Here is a 19,280-nt window from a genome sequence, read left to right as displayed (position 1 = left end):
CGAGTTTCGCTCAGGCGCCGATGCTGGGCGGCAGAAGGCCGTCCACGAAGGCTTCGGCATCGAACACGCGCAGATCGGTGGCCGTTTCGCCCAGGCCGACGTAACGGATGGGCAGGCCGAACTCGCGTGCGAGCGCGAACATCACGCCGCCCTTGGCGGTGCCGTCGAGCTTGGTGACCACCAGTCCGGTGACGCCGGCGGTGTCGCGGAACTGGCGCACCTGGCTGATGGCGTTCTGTCCTGTCGTTCCGTCGATGACCATCAGCACCTCGTGCGGTGCGCTGGCATCCAGCTTCTTCATGACGCGGCCGATCTTGCCCAGCTCGTCCATCAGGCCGCCCTGGGTGTGCAGACGACCGGCGGTATCGGCGATCAGCACCTGGGTGCCACGCGAACGCGCCGCCTGCAACGCGTCGAAGATCACGCTGGCCGAGTCGGCATCCTGGCCTTGCGAGACGACGGGCACCTTGTTCCGCTCGCCCCAGGTCTTCAACTGTTCGACGGCGGCCGCGCGGAAGGTATCGCCCGCGGCCAGCATCACGCTGCGGCCTTCGTCGGCATAGCGACGGGCCAGCTTGCCGATGGTGGTGGTCTTGCCGACACCGTTGATGCCCACCGTGAGGATCACGAAGGGCGACGGCGTGCCCACGTCCAGCGGCTGCTCCACGGGGCGCAGCAGGGCGACCAGCTCCGCACGCAACGCCTTGAGCAGCGCGCCGGCGTCGGCAAACTCGCGCTTGTGCATGCGCTTGCGCAGGTCTTCGACCAGGCGCGTGCTGGCTTCCACGCCCACGTCGGCGGTGATGAGCGAGGTTTCCAGTTCGTCGAGCAGGTCGTCGTCGAGCTTGGGATGGCGAACGAAGAGAGAGGTGAGGCTCTTCGCGAAACCGCTGCCGGACAGGCGCTCGCGCCAGCTGCGGCGCGCGGGCTGTTCCGCTTCGCGGGCGGCTTCGACGACCTCGGATTCCTCCGCTTCGGCCTCGACCTCGGGGGCGGCGGGTTCAGGCAGGGTCGTTTCCGCCAGCGCTTCCGACACGCCGGCGCCAACCTCGGCCGAGACAGGGTCGGCCGATTGATCGACGCGGTCTTCCGGTGCCTGGGGCTCCGGCGCAGCCGGCTCGGTGGGCTTCTTCTTCCAGAACTTGAGCATTGCGCAGGGGATTCAAAGACAATAGGCGAATGCTAACACCCCCGCCCTCACTGGCCGCTGAGCGATGAGCGCTTCCGGCCGCATCCGCGTCATCGGCGGATCCCTGCGCAATTCCCGGATCGAGGTTCCCGACCTCCCCGGACTCCGCCCGACCACGGATCGCGTGCGCGAAACGCTGTTCAACTGGCTCCAGCCCGTGGTGGACGGCGCCCGTTGCCTCGACCTTTACGCTGGAACCGGTGCCCTCGGCCTCGAAGCCCTGTCGCGAGGTGCGGCCGCGGTCACGTTCGTGGAACGCGAGCCGCGCCTGGCCGCGGCGCTGAAGGCAAATCTTGCCCGACTGAAGGTGGAAGGCGAGGTGATCGCCGACGATGCCGCGCGTTGGCTGCAAGGGCGCGCGCGTCCGTTCGATCTGGTGTTCCTCGATCCGCCGTTCGCTCTCGACGCCTGGGCCGCGACGTCGCGAACGCTCGAAGCGGGTGGATGGCTCGCGCCGCGCGCGTGGATTTACGTGGAATCGCCACGGGGCGTGGCCTTCACGTTGCCCGACACCTGGCTGCTGCATCGCCAGGGCCATGCGGGGGAGGTGGCCTACGCCCTCTATCGCCGCACCCCGGCCGATCCGTTAAGCTAGCCCGCGTTTCCTCAACCCGCCTCCCATGACTCATCCGGCCAATCCACGTCTCGCCGTTTACCCGGGCACGTTTGATCCCATCACGAACGGCCATGCCGACCTCGTGTCGCGTGCCGCACCCCTGTTCGACAGGATCGTGGTGGCCGTGGCGGAAAGCCGCAGCAAGGGTCCGGGTTTCAGCCTGGGCGAGCGCATCGCGCTGGCGCGCCTGGCCCTGGCCGATCTGCCGAACGTGGAAGTGCGCGGCTTCGATTGCCTGCTTGCCGACTTCGTGACGGAAATAGGGGCGGGTGTGATCCTGCGCGGCCTTCGCGCGGTGTCGGACTTCGAATACGAGTTCCAGCTCGCCAGCATGAACCGTCACCTGATCCCTCAGGCCGAGACGCTGTTCCTGACGCCGGCGGAACAATACAGCTTCATTTCTTCCTCGCTCGTGCGCGAAATCGGTCGCCTTGGTGGTGACATTTCCGGCTTCGTGCATCCGGCGGTGCAGCAGGCCATGCGTCAACGCTGGCGCAACTCTTAACCAAACAGGTGATCATCATGCGTAAGTTCATCCTCGCCGCGTCCGTGGCCCTGACCGCCACCCTGGCCCTCTCGGCCTGCAACAAGTCCGAAGACACCGACCAGGCTGCCACGCAGCAGGAAGCGGCTGTCGCCAAGCCGACGAACCCGTCCGATACGAAGGCCTGGAGCCAGTACTTCGGCCAGATCGTGCGGAAGAACATGCAGGGCATGACGGCCGACCGTCCGTTCCCGTACTTCGTGCCGGCCGGCGACGACCAGGCCGGTCAGGACGGCCGCGCCCGCCAGCTCGAGAACGTGCAGGGCACCGTCGCCCGCGGCGTCACCCCGGGCAACATGCTCGTGTTCGGTGGCCCGGATTCGGCCAAGACCGCCGACCTGATGGTCGAAGCCTTCAAGGGGGCCAACGCCGGCTCGTTCAAGAACGTGATCGTGCTGTTCATCGGCGACCAGGCCGACCAGCAGCGCGTGGCCGACGCCGTGGCACCGAGCGGCGCGACCTTCCGCTTCGTGGCAATGTGAGTGAAGCGTAAAGCGTGAACAGTAAGGAAGGGCGCCTCGGCGCCCTTCTTCATTCTCCTTACGGTTCACAGGCCGCGCAGAGGCCGGCTTGCAGGCGCGCAGCGCCGACTCACGGGGGACCAACGCGCCGCCTCTCGCCTTGCGGTAAAATCCCCCGAATGTCCCTGATGATCCTCGACACCTGCGTCAACTGCGACGTCTGCGAGCCCGTGTGCCCCAACAAGGCCATCTCGCTGGGTGAGCTCTACTACGTGATCGATCCCAACCTGTGCACGGAGTGTGTCGGGCACTTCGACAATCCGCAGTGCGTGGAGGTCTGTCCAGTGGAGTGCATCCCGCACGATCCCGACCATGTCGAGACCCGCGAACAGCTGATGCTCAAGTATGAGCACCTGATGGCGAAGGCGTCCTAGGGCCTATACAAGCCCTGAAATCCCGCGGCGGCATGGGGTAATCTCAGGGGTATCGATATCCCCTCGGAGACACCCCATGCTCCATGCCCCCTCGTGGCGTGTGCTTGCCGCGACTTTCTTCCTCGTCGTCGGCACCGGTCAGGCCTCCGCGCTCGACGCGCCGGCCGCGGCCCCGAAAGGTCCTGGCCACGCCGCCATCGCCAGCGCGAACTATCTCGCCACCAACGCCGGGTTCGAGGTACTGGACAAGGGAGGCAACGCCTTCGACGCCGCCATCGCGGTGGCCTCCACCCTGGCGGTGGTCGAACAGCAGAGTTCCGGCATCGGCGGCGGATTTCTCGCGCTGCTGCATCGCGCATCGGACCGGCGCGACGTCTTCATCGACGCCCGCGAAACGGCGCCGAAGGCCGTGGACATGAAGGTGTACGTGGGAAAGGACGGCAAGCCGAACCGCGACGTATCCACCAATGGCCCGCTTTCGGCGGGCATTCCGGGCGAGCCGGCCGGCCTGGCCTGGATTGCGGCCCATTACGGCAAGCTTCCGCTTTCCGTCTCGCTGGCGCCTGCCATTCGCATCGCGAAGGAAGGCTATCAGCCGGACGAGCGCTTCATCGGGGCCATCGAGGACCGTAAGGACGTCCTTTCGCGCTACCCGGCGTCCGCCGCGGTCTACCTTCCGGGCGGCAACGTGCCGCAGAAGGGTTGGACGCTGCGCCAGCCGGATCTGGCGAAGACGCTCGAGCGTCTCGCCGCCGGCGGCGCCGACGGCTTCTACAAGGGCGAGACGGCGAAGCTGCTGGTGTCGGCGTCGCGCGCTGCCGGCGGCAACTGGACCGCCGCCGACCTCGAAGCCTACCGGGCGAAAGAACGCGAGCCCCTCCGCGTGGACTACAAGGGCTACCGCATCGTCACCGCGCCGCCGCCGTCGTCCGGCGGCGTGGCGATCGCCGAGATCCTGAACATCCTCTCCGGTTTCGACCTCGCGAAGCTCGACGCGGCGCATGCCGCGCACCTCACCATCGAGGCCATGCGCCGTGCCTTCCGCGACCACAACGAATACCTGGGCGACCCGGACTTCGTGAAGATGCCGCTCGACATGCTCCTGTCGAAGTACTACGCCGATGGGCTCCGCGCCACCATCTCGCCGGACAAGGCCACGCCGTCCGACCTGCTGCCGACCGCGATGGCGCCGGAACCCGGCATGCACACCACGCATTTCTCGGTCATCGATGCCGACGGCAACATGGTGGCCTCCACGCTCACGGTGAACCTCGAGTTCGGTTCGGCGTTCGTTGCCAAGGGCACCGGCGTCGTGCTGAACGACGAGATGGACGATTTCGCGCTGGTTCCCGGGCAGCCGAACGCTTTCGGCCTGCGCGGGGCGCTCGCCAACGCGCCGGAACCCGGCAAGCGCATGCTCTCGTCGATGTCTCCGAGCTTCGTGTTCGGCGCGGATCGCACCGCGGTGATCGGCTCGCCCGGCGGTTCCACGATCATCACCCAGGTGCTGGAAGGCATCCTTGCCTTCGTGGACGGCAAGAGCGCAACGGAAATCACGGCGCAGAAACGTTTCCACCACCAGTATCTGCCTGACCGCGTGGACGTCGAGGCCGGCGTTTTCGACGACGCCACCAGCAAGGCCCTCACCGACATGGGATACGTGCTGCGCAATCGCTCACCCTGGGGCTTCATGAACGTCGTTACGTGGGACCATCGGACCAACAAGCTCGACGCCGCGAGCGACCCGCGCCGGCCGTCGGGCCTGGGCAAGGTGCAGTGAGGCTCGACACGTGAAACTCTGGTCACTGATCGGCAACTCGCAACGCCTGGACGGCGGCGCGATGTTCGGCAACGCGCCGCGCGCCATGTGGTCGCGCTGGATAGCGCCCGACGAACAGAACCGCATTCCGCTGGCGTGCCGCTGCCTCCTCGTCACAGGGCTCGACGGACGCAACGTGCTCTTCGAAACCGGTATCGGCGCGTTTTTCGATCCCGCCATGCGCGAGCGCTACGGCGTCGTCGAAGACCGCCATGTGCTGCTCGATTCCCTGGCGGAGGCTGGCCTCGGCCACGAGGACATCGATGCCGTCGTTCTCTCGCACCTGCATTTCGACCACGCCGGCGGGCTTCTCGCGCCGTGGGCCGAGGGCGAGCCTGCGCGGCTGCTTTTTCCGAAGGCGCGCTTCCTCGTCGGCGCCGAACATTGGGCACGTGCCCACGATCCGCATCCGCGCGACCGCGCGTCGTTCATACCGGAGATCGTGCGTCTGCTCGAGGAGAGCGGCCGTCTCGAGCTGGTGCAAGAGGGCGAGCCGTCGTCGCTGGGCGACGCCGTGCGCTTCGGTTTTTCCGAGGGCCACACGCCGGGCCTCATGCTGGCCGAAGTCGGCGGCGTGGCGTTCTGCGCCGACCTGATCCCGGGACGTGCATGGGTGCACCTGCCCGTGACGATGGGCTACGACCGCTGGCCCGAGAAGCTCATCGACGAGAAGAAGGCATTCCTCGACGACAAGATGGCGCGTGGTGTGCGGCTGTTCTTCACCCACGATCACGGCTGCGCGGTGGCGTCTGTCGCACGGGACGATAAAGGTCGCTACTCGGCGGCCGATATCCTTGAACGATTGGCCGGGGTCGATGCCTGGGCGGTGGCATGATGGGGGCAGGATGACATCGACATACAGGGTGAAGCAGGCAGGGATGGCCCTGGGTGCGCGACTGGCCGGAGCGGCCCTGCTGCTCGCCGGCCTCGGTCTCATCGCGTGGAACGAACGCCGCATCATGGATTACACGGCGGCGCTGGCGCGCCACGGCGCCCCGGTGCTCGATCTGGGGGCCGCCGGTCGGCCCGGCGCCGGCCAGTACGGTTCGCTGACCCGGGTGAGCGGCATGCCGCAAATCGTGGACGCGCCGCGCGACGCGGAGTTCGGCGTCCGCGCCGAGTCGCCTGTTCTCATTCGCCACGTGGAGATGTTCCAGTGGCGCGAAATCACCGTCGGCGGCAACACGCATTACGAACTCGACTGGGTGGACCGGCCCATCGACGCGTCAGAATTCGCCAAGCCTGCCGGCCATGTAAATCCCGGCCGCTTTCCCATCCAGGGGCGTCAGTTCGAGGCGGGCGAGGTGAAGCTGGGCAACTTCAAGTTGTCCGAGCCCATCTTGCGCGCCTTCCCTGGCCGCGTCGCCGTGCCACCCGACGAAAAGGCCTTGCCGGCAAACCTGGCCGCCACCTTCCAGCGTGCCGGCGATGCCCTGGTCACCAGCAACAAGCCTGCCAATCCGCGTCTGGGCGATCTGCGCATCAGCTGGGAAGCCGTGCCGCTGCAGTCCATGACCGTGCTCGCCCGCATCGACGGCGACACCCTTGTGCCGGCCGCTGCGGCCAGTAGCGGGAGCGGCTTCGACGTACAGGTGGGCGAGCGCAGCCTGCTCGATGTGCTTCCTGCGTTGCCCGAGCCACCCCAGGCCGTGCTCCCCATACGTCTCGCCTCTTTCCTTCTGGCGGTTCTGGGCGCTTGGTTGCTTGCCCTCACCAGCCGCCTGCAACGCGACGTGCTGTTCGCCGTAGGCATCGGCGCGGTGGTGGTTCCGGCCGTTGCCGGCGTGATGTGGTTGGGCGGCGACGCGATGGCGGCGAGCGTGTGGCTGCTTTTCGCGGTGCTTGGCGCGGGCCTGGCGATTTGGCGGGTGCAGCATCGCACCGCGCCCGGCTGAATGAAGGCGTCAGACGGCGCCCGCCACCCGCGCCACATCGGCGCCGGGCGGGGCGCCGAACATCCTCTTGTAGTCCCTGGTGAACTGCGACTGGCTGTCGTAACCGACCATCGCGGCAGCGATGCCTACCGATCGGGCGTCGGCCAGGAGCAGCCGGCGCGCTTCCTGCAGCCGTAACCTGGTGCGGTACTGCACCGGTGTCATCAGCGTCATTGCCTTGAAGTGCCGGTAGAACGACGTGACGCTCATACCTGTGGCCTCCGCCAGCGCATCGATCGCCATCGGCGCGGCGTAGTTCGCCTTGATCCATTGCGTGGCCCGGTCGATCTGCGCCGCGTGCGAACCGCTGAGCGCGAGTTGGCGGAGGGTGTCGCCGACGGTGCCGCGAAGCACGCGGTAGTAGACCTCCTGCATGACCAGCGGCGCGATGAACGGGATGTCGCCGGGCGTGTCGAGCAGGTCGAGCAAACGGGCGAAAGGTTCGGCCAGGCTTGTCGTCATTGCCGAAGTGGCGACGCCGGCCGGCTTCGCCGCTGCGTTCCCGGCGGAAGGCATCTTCGCCATGGCTTCCGCCAGGGCGACACGGTCGATGTCCAAAGAGAACCCGAGGTGCGAGCGGCTCTCATGGTCGAGGAACACCTGCGTGCACACCGGAAGATCCACGGTCACGAGGAGGAACGTGGATGAGTCGGCGAGGAAGGGCGCATCACCCGCCGCGATGGTCTTGCTGCCGCGGAGGATGACGACCATCCTGGGGCGGTACAGGACGTGCGCCGGCGGCAACGGCTGGTTCACGCGGTAAAGCGTGAGGCCCGGGATCGGGGTTTCCTGACGGAAATGGGCGGCGTGTCGTTCGACGACATCACACATGCGTTCGAGCAGCGTTTCCATGGCAGCGATTATGCGCCTGCCAGTCATCGCACCTGAACAGTCTTGTGTATGGATTGGCAGGATCGTGCAAAAGATCGGCAGCATCTGGGTAGGCCTGGAGGTCCGTCAGGCCCATTCTTTCCGGGTACCCGCCGATGGCGGCTTCTCCATGCCCCGAGGAAACACGCATGTCCGATTCGAAGATCTGGTTCATCACCGGCTGTTCCACCGGCTTCGGCCGCGAACTGGCCGAGCAGGTCCTTGCTCGTGGCGAACGCGCGGTGCTGACCGCCCGGAATCCCGAGCAGCTGCGCGACATCGTCGCGAAGCATCCCGACACGGCCCTGGCGTTGGCGCTGGATGTCACCAGCGAGGACGCCATTCGTAAGGCCGTCGCCGATGCCCAGGCACGATTCGGCGGCATCGACGTGCTGGTGAACAATGCGGGCTACGGCTATTTCTCGGCGATCGAGGAGGGCGAGGACGAAGAGATCCGTCGCCAGTTCGAGACCAACGTCTTCGGCCTCATCTCGCTCACGCGGCATGTCCTGCCCGAGATGCGCAGGCGCCGGAGCGGTCACATCGTGAACGTGTCTTCCGTGGGCGGATTGCTGGCATTCCCGGCCACCGGTTACTACCACGCGACGAAATGGGCGGTGGAGGGCTTCTCCGAAGCGCTGTCGAAGGAAGTCGGGCCGCTGGGCGTCAAGGTGATCATTGTCGAGCCGGGCCGCTTCCGCACCGACTGGGCGGGACGATCCGTGATCGAGTCGAAGACGATCATCGAAGATTACGACGCCACGGCCGGCGAACGCCGCCGACAGGCCAGGGGGTATACCGGCACACAGCCTGGCGACCCGGCACGCGGAGCGGCGGCGATCATCGGGGCGGTCGACACGGAACATCCGCCCCTGCGTCTGCCGTTGGGTTCGGACGCCTACCAGTTCCTCAGCGGCAGGCTGGACGAGCTGCGGGCGAATATCGAGGCGGTGAAGGACATCTCGACGAGCACGGACTTTCCCGCGTAAAGCGGGAGCCGGGGTGGCGCCGCCTTATGCGGCGGCGCTGCCGTCGGCGAACGCGTAGACGTGGTCGGCCCAGCTCGCGGCTTCCACGTAGATCGTGGCCATGGCGGCCACGTCCTGCTCGGACAGGGACGAACCGCTTTCCAGTTCGCCCTGTTCCCAGTGGCGAATCTGGTCGAGGATGGCGGCGAAGGGGCCCGTGCCCTCGAGCAGCGCTTCGCGGATCTCGATGGCCAGCGGCAGGTGTTCCAGCACATACGCCATCGACACGTTCATCAGTGTGTCGAGCAGGGAGAACAGACCGGCGGTGAAGGCCATCTCCTGGAGTTCCGGCCTTACCGCACGCGCCAGCTTCTCGCACATGTGTGCACGGATGAGGGCGAGGCGCAGCAGTTCCGGCGGACGCTCGTCCATGCCGGACACGGCCATGGTGAAGATCCAGTTGCGCATGCGGTTCACGCCGAAGAACACCGCCGCCTGTTCCACCGATTTCAGCTGGCGGGGCAGGGCGAAGTAGGCGGAATTCACGCAGCCCAGCAGCTTGTAGCTGAGGATGGCGTCGTCGCGGATGATCTTGCCCAGCTCGACGGGGCCGTTGTCCGGATCCTGCAGGGCTCCCATGAGGCGAAGCACGCCAAGCCTGCTCGGGGTGAGGCGCGGCATGTCGACGCGTTCCGGGCGCAACAGGTACTTGCCCTGGAATCCGTCGACGTCCTGTTCGGCGTATTCCACGAAGGTTTCGTGGGTATCGACGCCGGTGACGATGACCTTGACGCCGAACGCGTGCACGTAATCCATGTGCGCTTTCGCCGCGAGCGGATGGCGATGATCGACCGCCACCTTGGCGAACTGCACTATACGCAGCAGGGCGTCCACGCCGGCACGGTGTTCCGGATCGGCGGGAAGGTTGAAATCTTCGAGCATGAAGAGGCAGCCATGCCCCTTCAGTTCGCGCAGTTTCTCGAGCAGTTGCTCGTCGGTGCCCACATCGGCGCTGATGCTGGCGCCCAGCCGCGCGTTATGGCGCAGGATGTCGGCATGCTGGAGGAGGAGGTCGCGCGACATGTGCAGGAACGCGCGGTTGTCGCGCACCAGCCGCTTGAGGCTGCCGTCGGCGATGGCGCTCAGCGTCGCCTGCGTGTGGGCGAGCGCGGCGGCCTCGATGTCGCTGCCGATCGGACGCGGGAAGAGTAGTTCGTAGGCGAAAAGCGACTGCTTTCTGTCCAGGACAGGCACGCGGACGATGGGGAGGATGCCGTCGTCATTCACCGCGGTCAGCTGGGGAGTTACTGCCATTGCCTTCTTCTTGCACCGTCTTCGGGAATCGTGAGTGTCGCTGCTTTGTCGCCGTCAAACCTGTGCAAGTGTCGCGGATCGGAGCTTCACCTTCGCGACGCCGTTCGGGCCGTAGGTGCCGCCGCCGGGCCCTTCGCCCGAGAGCACGGCCAGCGCCTGGCGTACGTGACTCATCCGCTGGCCGACGATGCGGCCATTGGTTTCGTTGAGGCCCCGGCATTCGCGCAGCCGTTCGACCGTGGGTGCCCAGCGCGGATCGGCGAGGCTGTCGACACCGGCGGCGGCGTCGAGCTGGCGGCGCTCGACGTCGAGTTTCTCGATCCGGTCGAGGAGGTTGCCCTTGGTGCGGCCCGCGGCGTCCAGCGCCTGCGCGTCGCCCTGGTCGAGGGCGAGACGCTCCTCGATCAGGCTGGCATGCAGGGCATCGACCTCAACGGCGAGATCGCCCATGACGGCCGCGAGTGCCGTGTCGAAGTCCCGGCCCAGCGGCGGGTTCATGCCTTGACGCCGCCGATCTGGCCTTCCATCGCAAGAAACTTGCTGGCGATGGCCTGGGCGTCGGGCTTGTAGGTGCCCTCGGCGAGACGGGCGCGGATTTCTTCCACGCGCTTCGTGTCGATGCCTTCGCCGCGGCTGGCGGCGTCGAGCGCCTTCGCGGAGTCGGTGATCTTCACGCTGTCGTCGCTCGGGCGCACCGAGGCAGCGCCCTGCGCGGAGCCGGCGGAACCGGCGCCGGGGCTCTGGGTGCGCAACTGGACCTGAGGCTGGGGAGCCTGAAGGCCGGGTTTGATGGGTGTCGTCATGGGTGTATCCCTCGGAGCTTTGTTCCGTCGGTCTCTTTATCGGCGATCCATCGGAGAACTTTAACTGGCGCCGCGTCGGTATTGTGACGCGGTTCGAAGTTCATTCACGGAAGCACGGCGACCGTTCCCGGGCCGCTCACGATGGCGTCCAGCACCTTGCCGGACGACGCATTGCGAACCTTGATGCGGCTGCCCGTGTCACCCGCGCCGAGCGCGACGCCATCGGCGCGGATGGTCACGCCCTCCACGCTGGCTTCCATGCTGACGGCGTCGCCGTTGCGCACGGCCTGCCGCCCGGCAAGCATGCCCGGCGTGAGCACGCTGCCGGCATTCAGGGGGCGCGCGAGGGCACGGCCTTCGATCTGGTCCAGGCCCGCCACGTATCCGTAGGCAAGGCCGGCCACGTCCCGCTCCTCGGTGTGCACGTCCGAGGCACCGATGCCGTCGCCGCGAGCGAGTGGCCTGCTCGTGACGAGCACATTCGTGAACATCTTCACGCTGACCGGAACGCGGACCGTCCATCCGCCGGGCACCGGACAGCGCACCGTGACGCTGACACGCGCGGTAAGGCGGCGGTTGCCCGGAAGGGAAGCGTCCAGCGGAGCGGCGCAGTCGGCGAGTTGCAAGCGGCTGTCCAGCGGCGCGGCTTCCGCGGTCATGCGCGCGCCGGGAAGCGTGCGGTGCTGTTGCAGCCAGTTCACCGCCGCCGCGCGCACCGCCTCGAGCGACTGCGTGGCCGCCGCGGAAAGCGGTACGGCCAGCAGAGCGGCGAGGCCGCCGAAGGCAACGGCGCGACGAATCACGCGGCGCGCTCTGCAAGTGAGGCGGAGAGACCTTGCGTGATCGCGTCCAGTTCCCGTGTCAGGCCGGGCAGCATGTGGCTGGCGTCGGCATGGCGGCCTTCGCCGAGGGTGATCGCGTACTGCGACGCCAGCGCGGAGAAGCGCTCGCCCGCGCCGTGTGCGAGGTCGGCGCTGCCGTCGGGCCGCAGGGCGCGCAGCTTTTCCAGGCAGCGCATCATCGGCGTGGTGTCTAGCCACCGGCGATCGAGGCTGGACGGATCGCGCGCGGCGAGTTCCAACGCATAGCGAAGGCCCTGGGTAGCTTCGCGGATCATCTGGCTGAGGCTGGCGGCGTCGAGGTTGCCCTCGGTTTCGAGGCGGCTGAGGCTCAGGCGATGCGCGAGCACCACGGCGCGGGCCGCGGCGTCGGCCTGCCGACGGGCCTCGTTCGTGACGCGGCCGAGCGTGGATTGCGTGGCCTGGATGGCGGCCACACGGCCCTGGAGCGCGGCCATGCCCTCGCGTGCGGCGTCGAGGCTGCCGCGGGCGCCACGCACGGCGTCGTCGACACGGCCGAGGGACGCCTGCATGCCGGCGATGCCGGACTGCGACTGTTCGAGACGGCGCAGGCTGGTTTGCACTGCGTCGTCGAGCTGTCCGGAGAACTCGCCCACGGCCTGGGTGACCTGATCGATTTCCGCCGTGGCCTGGGTGGTCTTCTCCGCCAGCTGTTTCACTTCGTCGGCCACCACGGCGAAGCCGCGGCCTGCCTCACCGGCGCGCGCGGCCTCGATGGCGGCGTTCAGCGCCACGAGGTTCGTCTGGTGGGCGATGTCCTGCACCGTGGCCGTGAGCTTCCGGATGGCGGTGAAGTATTCGGAAAACTGGGCGTGGTTGCGGCTCATGCCAGACAGGGCGCTGCGCAGCAGGCGCAGCTGGCCGTCGAGTTCGGCCGACGTGGCCTGGCCCTGGCCGCCTGCGTCGGCCATGCCGGCCACGCCCGTGTGAACCTGGTCGATCGCCGTCGAAATCCTGGCGCTCGCCTCCGTCAAACGCCCGGCGGTATCCCGTGCGCTGTCGGCGGCCGTGCCGAGTTCCTGCAGGGTGGCGCCAAGCGCCTGGGCGCTGGTCAGCGCCATGCCCTGCTGTTCGATCGCCTGGATGGTCGTGGCCGCGACGGTGCGCGGCTCCGCAGGCTTCAGCAACGCGCCCAGCGCACTGGCGGCTGCCGGATATTGAGCGGCCAGCGCGCGGACGCGCGCTGAGTCGCCGGTGGCGGCGGCCTGGGCAAGGAGGCGGACGTGCTGGCTCCAAAGGAGGGTCATGATGTTCGCTTTCGCTCTACGGATGGTCGGCCCAATAGATCGGTAGGGCCACGTGTTTCTTGAGTCATGCAATCCATGTGCCATCCCGCCTGCAAGGGCTGCACCCGTGGGAGATCCTATGTTCCCGCGCAAGCGGCCGCGAAGCGTTGAGGGTCGAAGGTCGTGCCCTGGCTGATGAGCGCATGGGCCAGACGAAGAATCTTCCTGGCGAGGATGACGTAGGTCGCTGTGGCGCTGAGGCCTCGCTGACGATAGCGGTCGTAGAGAGGCCTGCCGACGGGGTGCCGGGCGAAGGCCTGGGCGGCGAGGTAGCCGAGACGCCGGGTCTCGGCGTCCCCTCGCTTGGAGATCCTTCGTTGCCCGCGATAGTTACCCGATTCGCGCGGGCGCGGATCGAAGCCGACAAAAGCAATCAAGCCGTCGGCCGTGATGCTGGGCAGGCGCCAGAACAAGCTGACCAAGGCGAGGCTGTTCAAGGGCCCGACGCCGGGAATGGAGCGCAGTTGCTCACGCTGACGGGCACGTTGCTCGTCCTGGGCGACCAGCGCATCGAGCTGCTCGTCCAGCGCGGCCAGGGTCGCCTTGAAACTGGCATGCAGGTGATCCATCGCCGGCAGCGCCAGATCGCTACAGCCGAGTCGGAGCTGCGCCTGTGTCTGTGCCAGCAGGGCGCGTCGTCGCAGCAGCTGCTCCAGGCGCGCCGCGCTGGCCGGCGCGGGCAGATAGCGGCGCAGGTTGCCCTTCTCGTGGGCGACATAACGGGCGATGACCTGGGCATCGACCCGGTCGGTCTTGGCCCGTCGGCGCAGACTTTCGGCGTAGTGACGGACGTCGCGGGGGTTGAGCAGGTAGATCGGCAGGTCGTGGCGGACGGCGCCCTGTAGCAGGGCCTGATGGCAGGCCCCGGTGGCCTCCACCGCGAGCACGCTGTCGGTAGGCAACCGGCGTAACCAGGCGTCGATCGACGCGGCGTCGTTGCTCACCCGCTCGGTACGGCCGGGCACCTCATGACAGGCCACCGTCAGGGCGGCTTTGTCGATATCGATTCCGAAATGCTGTAGTGGCATGGCGACCCAACTCCTCGTAGTCTCAAGGACGGCTGGGGTGAAGTCCCATCAGGCGTTAGCTTGTTCATCGGCGATTGGATCGCCAGATCCTTCATCGACGCTCACGATGGGATAGGGATGTCTCCCACGGTCGGTCTCCTCATACGAGCCGATACCAGCTATGTCCCTCACCCCAGCCCCTTATCTCTCAGCCATCGGCGGGGAGAAAGGGGCGGTTACAACATACAAGCCGGCTATGCCGGCGATCCCGCGGCAGCGGGCACGCTTGCCGCGAGCACCCATCGCCGCTGAAGCGGCTCCCACAACTACAGTAAGTGCGAAGCCGGCCGATACGGTTCGCGACACCTCCTTCGACGCACACGCAGCCCATGGCCCGACCGCTCCTCGACACCGTGGAAACCTTCACCCGCCTGGCGGGCCACAATCGCGTGGCCATGCTGTTGTTCCGCCTGGGCGATCGCCAGGCCTTCGGGATCAACGTGTTCAAGGTGCGCGAGGTGCTGCGCAGGCCGCGGCTGGAGCGCATGCCCAGCATGCATGAGTTGGTCGCAGGCAGCTTCGACTATCGCGGCAGCACGATCCCCGTGATCGACCTCGCCGCCGCCATGGGTTACCCGCCCCTGGCCGCGGTGGACACCGCGCACCTCATCGTCACCGAGTTCAACCGCTCGGTGCAGGGCTTTCTGGTCTCCGACGTGGACCGCATCGTCCATGTCGACGGCGCCCAGATGGCCGCTCCGCCACACGCGCTGGGCTATGGCGCCCGTGTCAACTCGGTGACCCGCCTCGACGGCGACCTGCTCGCCATCGTCGACGTGGAACAGGTGCTTGCCAGTGTCGACCCGCAGGCGGTGGAGCTTTCCGACCGGGTGCAGCAGGCGGCCCAGGTGCAGCACGTCGCGAACCGGCGCGTGCTGGTGGTGGACGATTCCCTTGTGGCGCGAACCCAGTTGGTCGACCTCTTCCGCAAGATGGACCTCGAATGCGTGGTGGCCAAGGACGGCAGCGAAGGCCTGGACGTCCTGCGCACGCTCACCATGGGCCCCGCCGCGGATCGCATCGCTCTGGTCGTTTCGGACATCGAGATGCCCTCGATGGACGGCTACGCGCTGACGAGGGCCATTCGCGAGGACGCCCAGCTGCGCCACGTGAAGGTTCTCCTGCACAGCTCGCTCAGCGGGGTGTTCAACGAAGCGATGGTGGCCCGGGTGGGCGCCGACCGCTTCATCGCGAAGTTCCAGCCGGACGTGCTGGCAACCGCGGTGCTCGAACTCCTCCCCGCCTGACCGTTCCCCCCACAACCATGCGCGCTTTGTGTGGGAGCCGCTTCAGCGGCGATGGGTGCTCGCGGCGGGGTTGCCCGCTGCCGCGGGATCGCCGGCATAGCCGGCTCCCACAGGGTCTGATGTCTCCCACAGGGCCTGATGTCTCCCACAGGGCCTGACAGCTTCGTGCACGGCGGTTCTCCGTCACCTGGCGATTCCTGGGGGCGTCGGATTTCCGGCGCCCCACTTTTCCTTCTGCCCTGAAACCGCGCCACGGCGCCATTTCACCTCCGTGCCGACACGTGGCACGCGAATTGCTCCATTCCCTCGCCAAGGTCACGAGGGGAGAGAGCCCATGATCGACAAACCCGATGCATTGTTCGGTGTGCACGCACAGGCCCTGGGCCTGTGGCAGCAGCGTGCCGAGGTGATCTCTTCGAATCTCGCCAACGCCGACACCCCCGGTTTCCTCGCGCGCGACCTCGATTTCCGCAAGGTGATGCAGGCGGCCACGGGCGCGACCGAAGCCGGATCGCTGCCCATGACGGCCACGGAGCCGGGACACATCGGCGGCAATCCGGCCGTCGCCCTGGCGCAGGCCGACAAGCTGGCCTATCGCGCGGAAACCCAGCCCACGATGGACGGCAATACCGTCGACACCCAGGTCGAGCAGGCCCAGTTCGCCGCGAACGCCATCCACTACCAGGCCTCGCTCGGCTTCATCAACGGCCAGATCCACACCATGCGGCTGGCCATCACCGGATCCTCCTCATGAGCCTGCTGAAGATCTTCGACGTCGCCGGTTCGGGCATGGCCGCGCAGTCCGCCCGCCTGAACACCACCGCGAGCAACATGGCCAACGCCGACAGCCTTGCCGGCAGCGAAGCCGCGGCCTATCGCGCGAAGCAGCCGCTCTTCTCGGCGGTGCAGCAGCAGATCAACGGCCAGATGGAAAACGCCGGCGTGCGCACGCTCGGTGTCACCGAAAGCCAGGCGCCGATCCAGTCGCGCTACGAGCCGTCCAACCCGATCGCCGACGCCAACGGCTACGTGTATTCGAGCAACGTCAATCCGGTCGACGAGCTGGTCAACATGATCTCCGCGTCGCGCTCCTATCAGAACAACGTCGAAGTCATGAACAGCGCCAAGCAGCTCATGCAGAAGACGCTGGACCTCGGCAAGTAAGGCACAGTCATGGCAGTCGATTCCGTCAGCAACACCACCAGCCAGCAACAGTCGTCGTCCAGCCAGCTGCAGCAGCAGACGCTGAGCCAGTCGGATTTCCTGAAGCTCATGGTCACGCAGATGACCAACCAGGATCCGACCAAGCCCATGGACTCCACCCAGATGGTGGCGCAGATGGCGCAGTTCTCCCAGGTGGCCGCCACCCAGGAGCTGCAGCAGTCGTTCGATTCGCTGGCCACGAACCTGTCCGGCGACCAGTTCGTGCGCGCGGCATCGCTGGTGGGACAGGAAGTGCTGGTGCCTTCCTCCGCCGGCAAGCTGACGGATGGCGCGCTCAACGGCGCTGTAAATGTCGGCACCTCCGGCACCTACGTGAATGTGCAGGTGAAGGATCAGGCGGGCAACGTCGTTCGCACCATCTCGCTGGGCCAGCCCGACGCCGGCCTCGTGAAGTTCTCCTGGGACGGCAAGTCCGATGACGGCACGCAGTTGAACGACGGCGTTTACAAGATATCCGCAACTTCCGGCGGAACCGCGATCGACACGTTCGTTCGCGGAAAGGTGGAAGGCGTGGGTGCCTCGGGCACCGACGGTACGTACCTGCAGGTGGCCGGCTACGGCGGCGCCCTGCTCAGTCAGATCGCGCAAATCCTGTAAGTCCAGCGAGGAAATCCATCATGCCATTCGAAATTGCCCTCAGCGGCATCAACGCGGCGTCTTCCGACCTGGAAGTCACCGCCAACAACATCGCCAACGTGAACACCGTGGGCTTCAAGGGCTCGCGTGCCGAGTTCTCGCAGGTCTACTCCGTGGCGGGCGAGAACCTTTCCGCCAATGCCGCCGGTAGCGGCGTGCGTCTGACCAACATCGCCCAGCAGTTCAGCGACGGCAACCTCACGCAAACCGGCAACTCGTACGACTTCGGCCTGAGCGGCGCGGGCTTCTTCACCATCCGCGACGGTGCCGGCTATTCGTATACCCGGGCCGGCAACTTCCATCCGGACGACCAGGGCAACATCGTCACGGCCACGGGCCAGTTCGTGCAGGCGTATCCGCCGTCTGCGGCGGGCGGTTTCGACATCAGCGCCCTTACCGATCTCAAGATCACCAGCGGTTCCAGCCCGGCCAAGGCCAGCACCAAGGTGTCGCTCACCGCGAACCTGTCCGCCAATGCCACTGCGCCGACCGGCGGCGCGTTCGATCCCACCAACGACCAGACGTACAACTACCTTTCCACGTTCCAGTCGTACGACTCGCTGGGCGCCACGCACACGACGAACATCTACTACGTGAAGGACGCGACCAATCCGAACACGTGGAACGCGTACATGACCATGGACGGCACGCAGGTCGGCACGGCGCAGCCCATCGCGTTCAGCTCCGGCGGCGCCATCGTCACGCCGGCGAATGGCCAGCTCACCTTCGGCGCGGTGTCGCCCAATCCCGGCGCCGCTCCGCTGAACGTGACGGTCGATGTCTCCAAGATCACCCAGTTCGGCGACAGCTACGCCACGACGGCGGCACCGACCGACGGTTACGCCGCGGGCAAGTTCTCGAAGATCGACGTGGCGAAGGACGGCACTGTCTCGGCCATCTATTCCAATGGCGTGTCCACGCCGCTGGGCCAGCTGGCGATCGCCACCTTTGCGAACAACCAGGGGTTGCGCCAGCTCAACGACACCAACTGGGTGCCTTCGTCCGAGTCGGGACAGCCCATCCGCGGCGTGGCCAACTCGGGCGACGTGGGCACGGTGCAGGCCGGCCAGCTCGAAGCGTCCAACACGGCCGACCTCACCGCGCAGCTGGTCAACATGATCAAGGCACAGCGCAACTACCAGGCGAACGCGCAGGTCATCTCGACCGACGACAAGCTGACCCAGACCATCATCAACATCCGCAACTAAGCGAGCCCCCCATGGACCGCTCCGTATATGTCGCGATGACCGGCGCCTCGCAGATCATGCGAGCGCAGGCCGAAGTGGCTCACAACCTCGCCAACGCCAACACCATCGGTTTCAAGGCGGAACTGTCGGCGTTCCAGAGCCTGCCCGTCCAGGGCGACGGCTTGCAGACGCGCATCAACGGCGTGGCTCAGGGTACGGGGTGGGACACCACCGCCGGCAACCAGATGGAAACCGGCAACGATCTCGACGTGGCGGTGCAGGGCGACGGCTGGATAGCGGTGCAGACGCCTGACGGCACGGAAGGCTACACCCGTGCCGGCAACCTGCGCATCGACGCCGACGGATTGTTGACGGACGCCAAGGGCAACGCCGTCCTGGGTGGCGGCGGTCCCATCACCATTCCGCAGGCATCCAGCGTGAAGATCGGCGCGGACGGCACGATTTCGGTCGTGCCGCTCGGCGAATCGCCGGCGACGGTGGCCACCACCGACCGGATCAAGCTGGTCAACCCGGGCAACGACCAGCTCACCTATGCCCCGGACGGCCTGATGCACATGCGCGACGGCAGCCAGGCGCCCGCCGACGCGGGCGTGAAGCTCGTCTCCGGCGCCGTGGAAAGCAGCAACGTCAACCCGTCCGACGTGCTGGTGAAGATGATTTCGCTCTCGCGCGAGTTCGAGATGCAGGTCCGTTCGATCAAGGCGGCCGACGAGAACGCCCAGTCGGCATCGAAATTGCTACAGGTGGGATAACCACCGCCGCGCGACGCCATTCCGTCGCCGGCACGTAAAGCGCACGCG

The 19,280-nt window shown here is 66.9% G+C and carries 22 protein-coding genes; 14 read left to right on the top strand and 8 right to left on the bottom strand.

Annotated features, from left to right (window positions below):
• Nucleotides 1-10 precede the first annotated feature (10 nt).
• Nucleotides 11-1,150, bottom strand: a complete 1,140-nt coding sequence (ftsY, locus tag HBF26_RS03790; protein WP_167123250.1) for a signal recognition particle-docking protein FtsY — start codon at nucleotides 1,148-1,150, stop codon at nucleotides 11-13.
• A gap of 64 nt (nucleotides 1,151-1,214) precedes the next feature.
• Between ftsY and rsmD the strand changes: the two genes are divergently transcribed.
• The 7 genes from rsmD to HBF26_RS03755 all read left to right on the top strand — a co-directional run bounded on the left by rsmD (nucleotide 1,215) and on the right by HBF26_RS03755 (nucleotide 6,958).
• Nucleotides 1,215-1,784 (top strand): 16S rRNA (guanine(966)-N(2))-methyltransferase RsmD, encoded by a 570-nt coding sequence (rsmD, locus tag HBF26_RS03785; protein ID WP_167123248.1) that lies wholly within the window; start codon nucleotides 1,215-1,217, stop codon nucleotides 1,782-1,784.
• Between the two features lie 25 nt (nucleotides 1,785-1,809).
• On the top strand, nucleotides 1,810-2,310 hold the full coding sequence (gene coaD / locus HBF26_RS03780; protein WP_167025182.1) for a pantetheine-phosphate adenylyltransferase: 501 nt from the start codon (nucleotides 1,810-1,812) through the stop codon (nucleotides 2,308-2,310).
• A 17-nt stretch (nucleotides 2,311-2,327) separates the two neighbouring features.
• Nucleotides 2,328-2,831, top strand: a complete 504-nt coding sequence (locus HBF26_RS03775) for a hypothetical protein (protein WP_167025185.1) — start codon at nucleotides 2,328-2,330, stop codon at nucleotides 2,829-2,831.
• Between the two features lie 158 nt (nucleotides 2,832-2,989).
• The gene (locus HBF26_RS03770) at nucleotides 2,990-3,244 is read left to right on the top strand and encodes a YfhL family 4Fe-4S dicluster ferredoxin (protein ID WP_167025188.1); all 255 of its coding nucleotides are present in this window, start codon (nucleotides 2,990-2,992) and stop codon (nucleotides 3,242-3,244) included.
• A 76-nt stretch (nucleotides 3,245-3,320) separates the two neighbouring features.
• On the top strand, nucleotides 3,321-5,024 hold the full coding sequence (gene ggt / locus HBF26_RS03765) for a gamma-glutamyltransferase (protein ID WP_167123246.1): 1,704 nt from the start codon (nucleotides 3,321-3,323) through the stop codon (nucleotides 5,022-5,024).
• Nucleotides 5,025-5,034: 10 nt separating this feature from the next.
• Nucleotides 5,035-5,898 (top strand): MBL fold metallo-hydrolase, encoded by an 864-nt coding sequence (locus HBF26_RS03760; RefSeq protein WP_167123244.1) that lies wholly within the window; start codon nucleotides 5,035-5,037, stop codon nucleotides 5,896-5,898.
• A 10-nt stretch (nucleotides 5,899-5,908) separates the two neighbouring features.
• Nucleotides 5,909-6,958 carry a TMEM43 family protein gene (locus HBF26_RS03755; RefSeq protein WP_240151207.1) on the top strand — a complete coding sequence of 350 codons (1,050 nt, stop codon included), beginning with the start codon at nucleotides 5,909-5,911 and terminating at the stop codon, nucleotides 6,956-6,958.
• A gap of 9 nt (nucleotides 6,959-6,967) precedes the next feature.
• On the opposite strand, the gene HBF26_RS03750 is transcribed toward HBF26_RS03755, so the two are convergent.
• Nucleotides 6,968-7,849, bottom strand: a complete 882-nt coding sequence (locus HBF26_RS03750) for an AraC family transcriptional regulator (RefSeq protein ID WP_167123241.1) — start codon at nucleotides 7,847-7,849, stop codon at nucleotides 6,968-6,970.
• Between the two features lie 167 nt (nucleotides 7,850-8,016).
• On the opposite strand from HBF26_RS03750, the gene HBF26_RS03745 reads away from it, so the two are divergent.
• Entirely contained in the window at nucleotides 8,017-8,856 is an 840-nt protein-coding gene (locus tag HBF26_RS03745) for an oxidoreductase (RefSeq protein ID WP_167123239.1), read from the top strand.
• 24 nt (nucleotides 8,857-8,880) lie between these two features.
• Here the strand turns inward: HBF26_RS03745 and HBF26_RS03740 are convergent, their stop codons facing one another.
• The 6 genes from HBF26_RS03740 to HBF26_RS03715 form a co-directional block, all read right to left on the bottom strand.
• Entirely contained in the window at nucleotides 8,881-10,149 is a 1,269-nt protein-coding gene (locus tag HBF26_RS03740; RefSeq protein ID WP_167123237.1) for an EAL and HDOD domain-containing protein, read from the bottom strand.
• Between the two features lie 54 nt (nucleotides 10,150-10,203).
• Nucleotides 10,204-10,647 carry a flagellar protein FlgN gene (locus HBF26_RS03735; RefSeq protein ID WP_167123235.1) on the bottom strand — a complete coding sequence of 148 codons (444 nt, stop codon included), beginning with the start codon at nucleotides 10,645-10,647 and terminating at the stop codon, nucleotides 10,204-10,206.
• Nucleotides 10,644-10,952, bottom strand: a complete 309-nt coding sequence (flgM, locus tag HBF26_RS03730; protein ID WP_167025212.1) for a flagellar biosynthesis anti-sigma factor FlgM — start codon at nucleotides 10,950-10,952, stop codon at nucleotides 10,644-10,646. Before flgM ends, HBF26_RS03735 begins: the two co-directional genes overlap by 4 nt.
• Nucleotides 10,953-11,056: 104 nt before the next feature.
• Nucleotides 11,057-11,755 carry a flagellar basal body P-ring formation chaperone FlgA gene (gene flgA, locus HBF26_RS03725; protein WP_167123233.1) on the bottom strand — a complete coding sequence of 233 codons (699 nt, stop codon included), beginning with the start codon at nucleotides 11,753-11,755 and terminating at the stop codon, nucleotides 11,057-11,059.
• Nucleotides 11,752-13,059, bottom strand: a complete 1,308-nt coding sequence (locus HBF26_RS19400; protein WP_205287590.1) for a methyl-accepting chemotaxis protein — start codon at nucleotides 13,057-13,059, stop codon at nucleotides 11,752-11,754. The genes flgA and HBF26_RS19400 overlap by 4 nt, the downstream gene beginning before the upstream one ends.
• A 116-nt stretch (nucleotides 13,060-13,175) precedes the next feature.
• Nucleotides 13,176-14,126, bottom strand: a complete 951-nt coding sequence (locus tag HBF26_RS03715; RefSeq protein ID WP_167123231.1) for an IS110 family RNA-guided transposase — start codon at nucleotides 14,124-14,126, stop codon at nucleotides 13,176-13,178.
• A 368-nt stretch (nucleotides 14,127-14,494) separates the two neighbouring features.
• On the opposite strand from HBF26_RS03715, the gene HBF26_RS03710 reads away from it, so the two are divergent.
• The 6 genes from HBF26_RS03710 (at nucleotide 14,495) to flgF (ending at nucleotide 19,232) form a co-directional block, all read left to right on the top strand.
• Nucleotides 14,495-15,412, top strand: a complete 918-nt coding sequence (locus tag HBF26_RS03710; protein WP_167123229.1) for a chemotaxis protein — start codon at nucleotides 14,495-14,497, stop codon at nucleotides 15,410-15,412.
• A 334-nt stretch (nucleotides 15,413-15,746) separates the two neighbouring features.
• Nucleotides 15,747-16,166 carry a flagellar basal body rod protein FlgB gene (gene flgB / locus HBF26_RS03705; protein WP_167123227.1) on the top strand — a complete coding sequence of 140 codons (420 nt, stop codon included), beginning with the start codon at nucleotides 15,747-15,749 and terminating at the stop codon, nucleotides 16,164-16,166.
• Nucleotides 16,163-16,576 (top strand): flagellar basal body rod protein FlgC, encoded by a 414-nt coding sequence (gene flgC, locus HBF26_RS03700; RefSeq protein WP_167123224.1) that lies wholly within the window; start codon nucleotides 16,163-16,165, stop codon nucleotides 16,574-16,576. Before flgB ends, flgC begins: the two co-directional genes overlap by 4 nt.
• 9 nt (nucleotides 16,577-16,585) lie before the next feature.
• Complete coding sequence (locus HBF26_RS03695; protein WP_167123222.1) at nucleotides 16,586-17,233, top strand: flagellar hook assembly protein FlgD; 648 nt, start codon at nucleotides 16,586-16,588, stop codon at nucleotides 17,231-17,233.
• A 20-nt stretch (nucleotides 17,234-17,253) separates the two neighbouring features.
• Complete coding sequence (flgE, locus tag HBF26_RS03690) at nucleotides 17,254-18,480, top strand: flagellar hook protein FlgE (RefSeq protein WP_167123220.1); 1,227 nt, start codon at nucleotides 17,254-17,256, stop codon at nucleotides 18,478-18,480.
• An 11-nt stretch (nucleotides 18,481-18,491) separates the two neighbouring features.
• Nucleotides 18,492-19,232 carry a flagellar basal-body rod protein FlgF gene (gene flgF, locus HBF26_RS03685; protein ID WP_167123218.1) on the top strand — a complete coding sequence of 247 codons (741 nt, stop codon included), beginning with the start codon at nucleotides 18,492-18,494 and terminating at the stop codon, nucleotides 19,230-19,232.
• Nucleotides 19,233-19,280: the final 48 nt, after the last annotated feature.

It is taken from the genome of Luteibacter jiangsuensis, assembly GCF_011742555.1.
GTDB lineage: Bacteria > Pseudomonadota > Gammaproteobacteria > Xanthomonadales > Rhodanobacteraceae > Luteibacter > Luteibacter jiangsuensis.
This window is presented reverse-complemented; position numbering and strand designations above follow the sequence as displayed.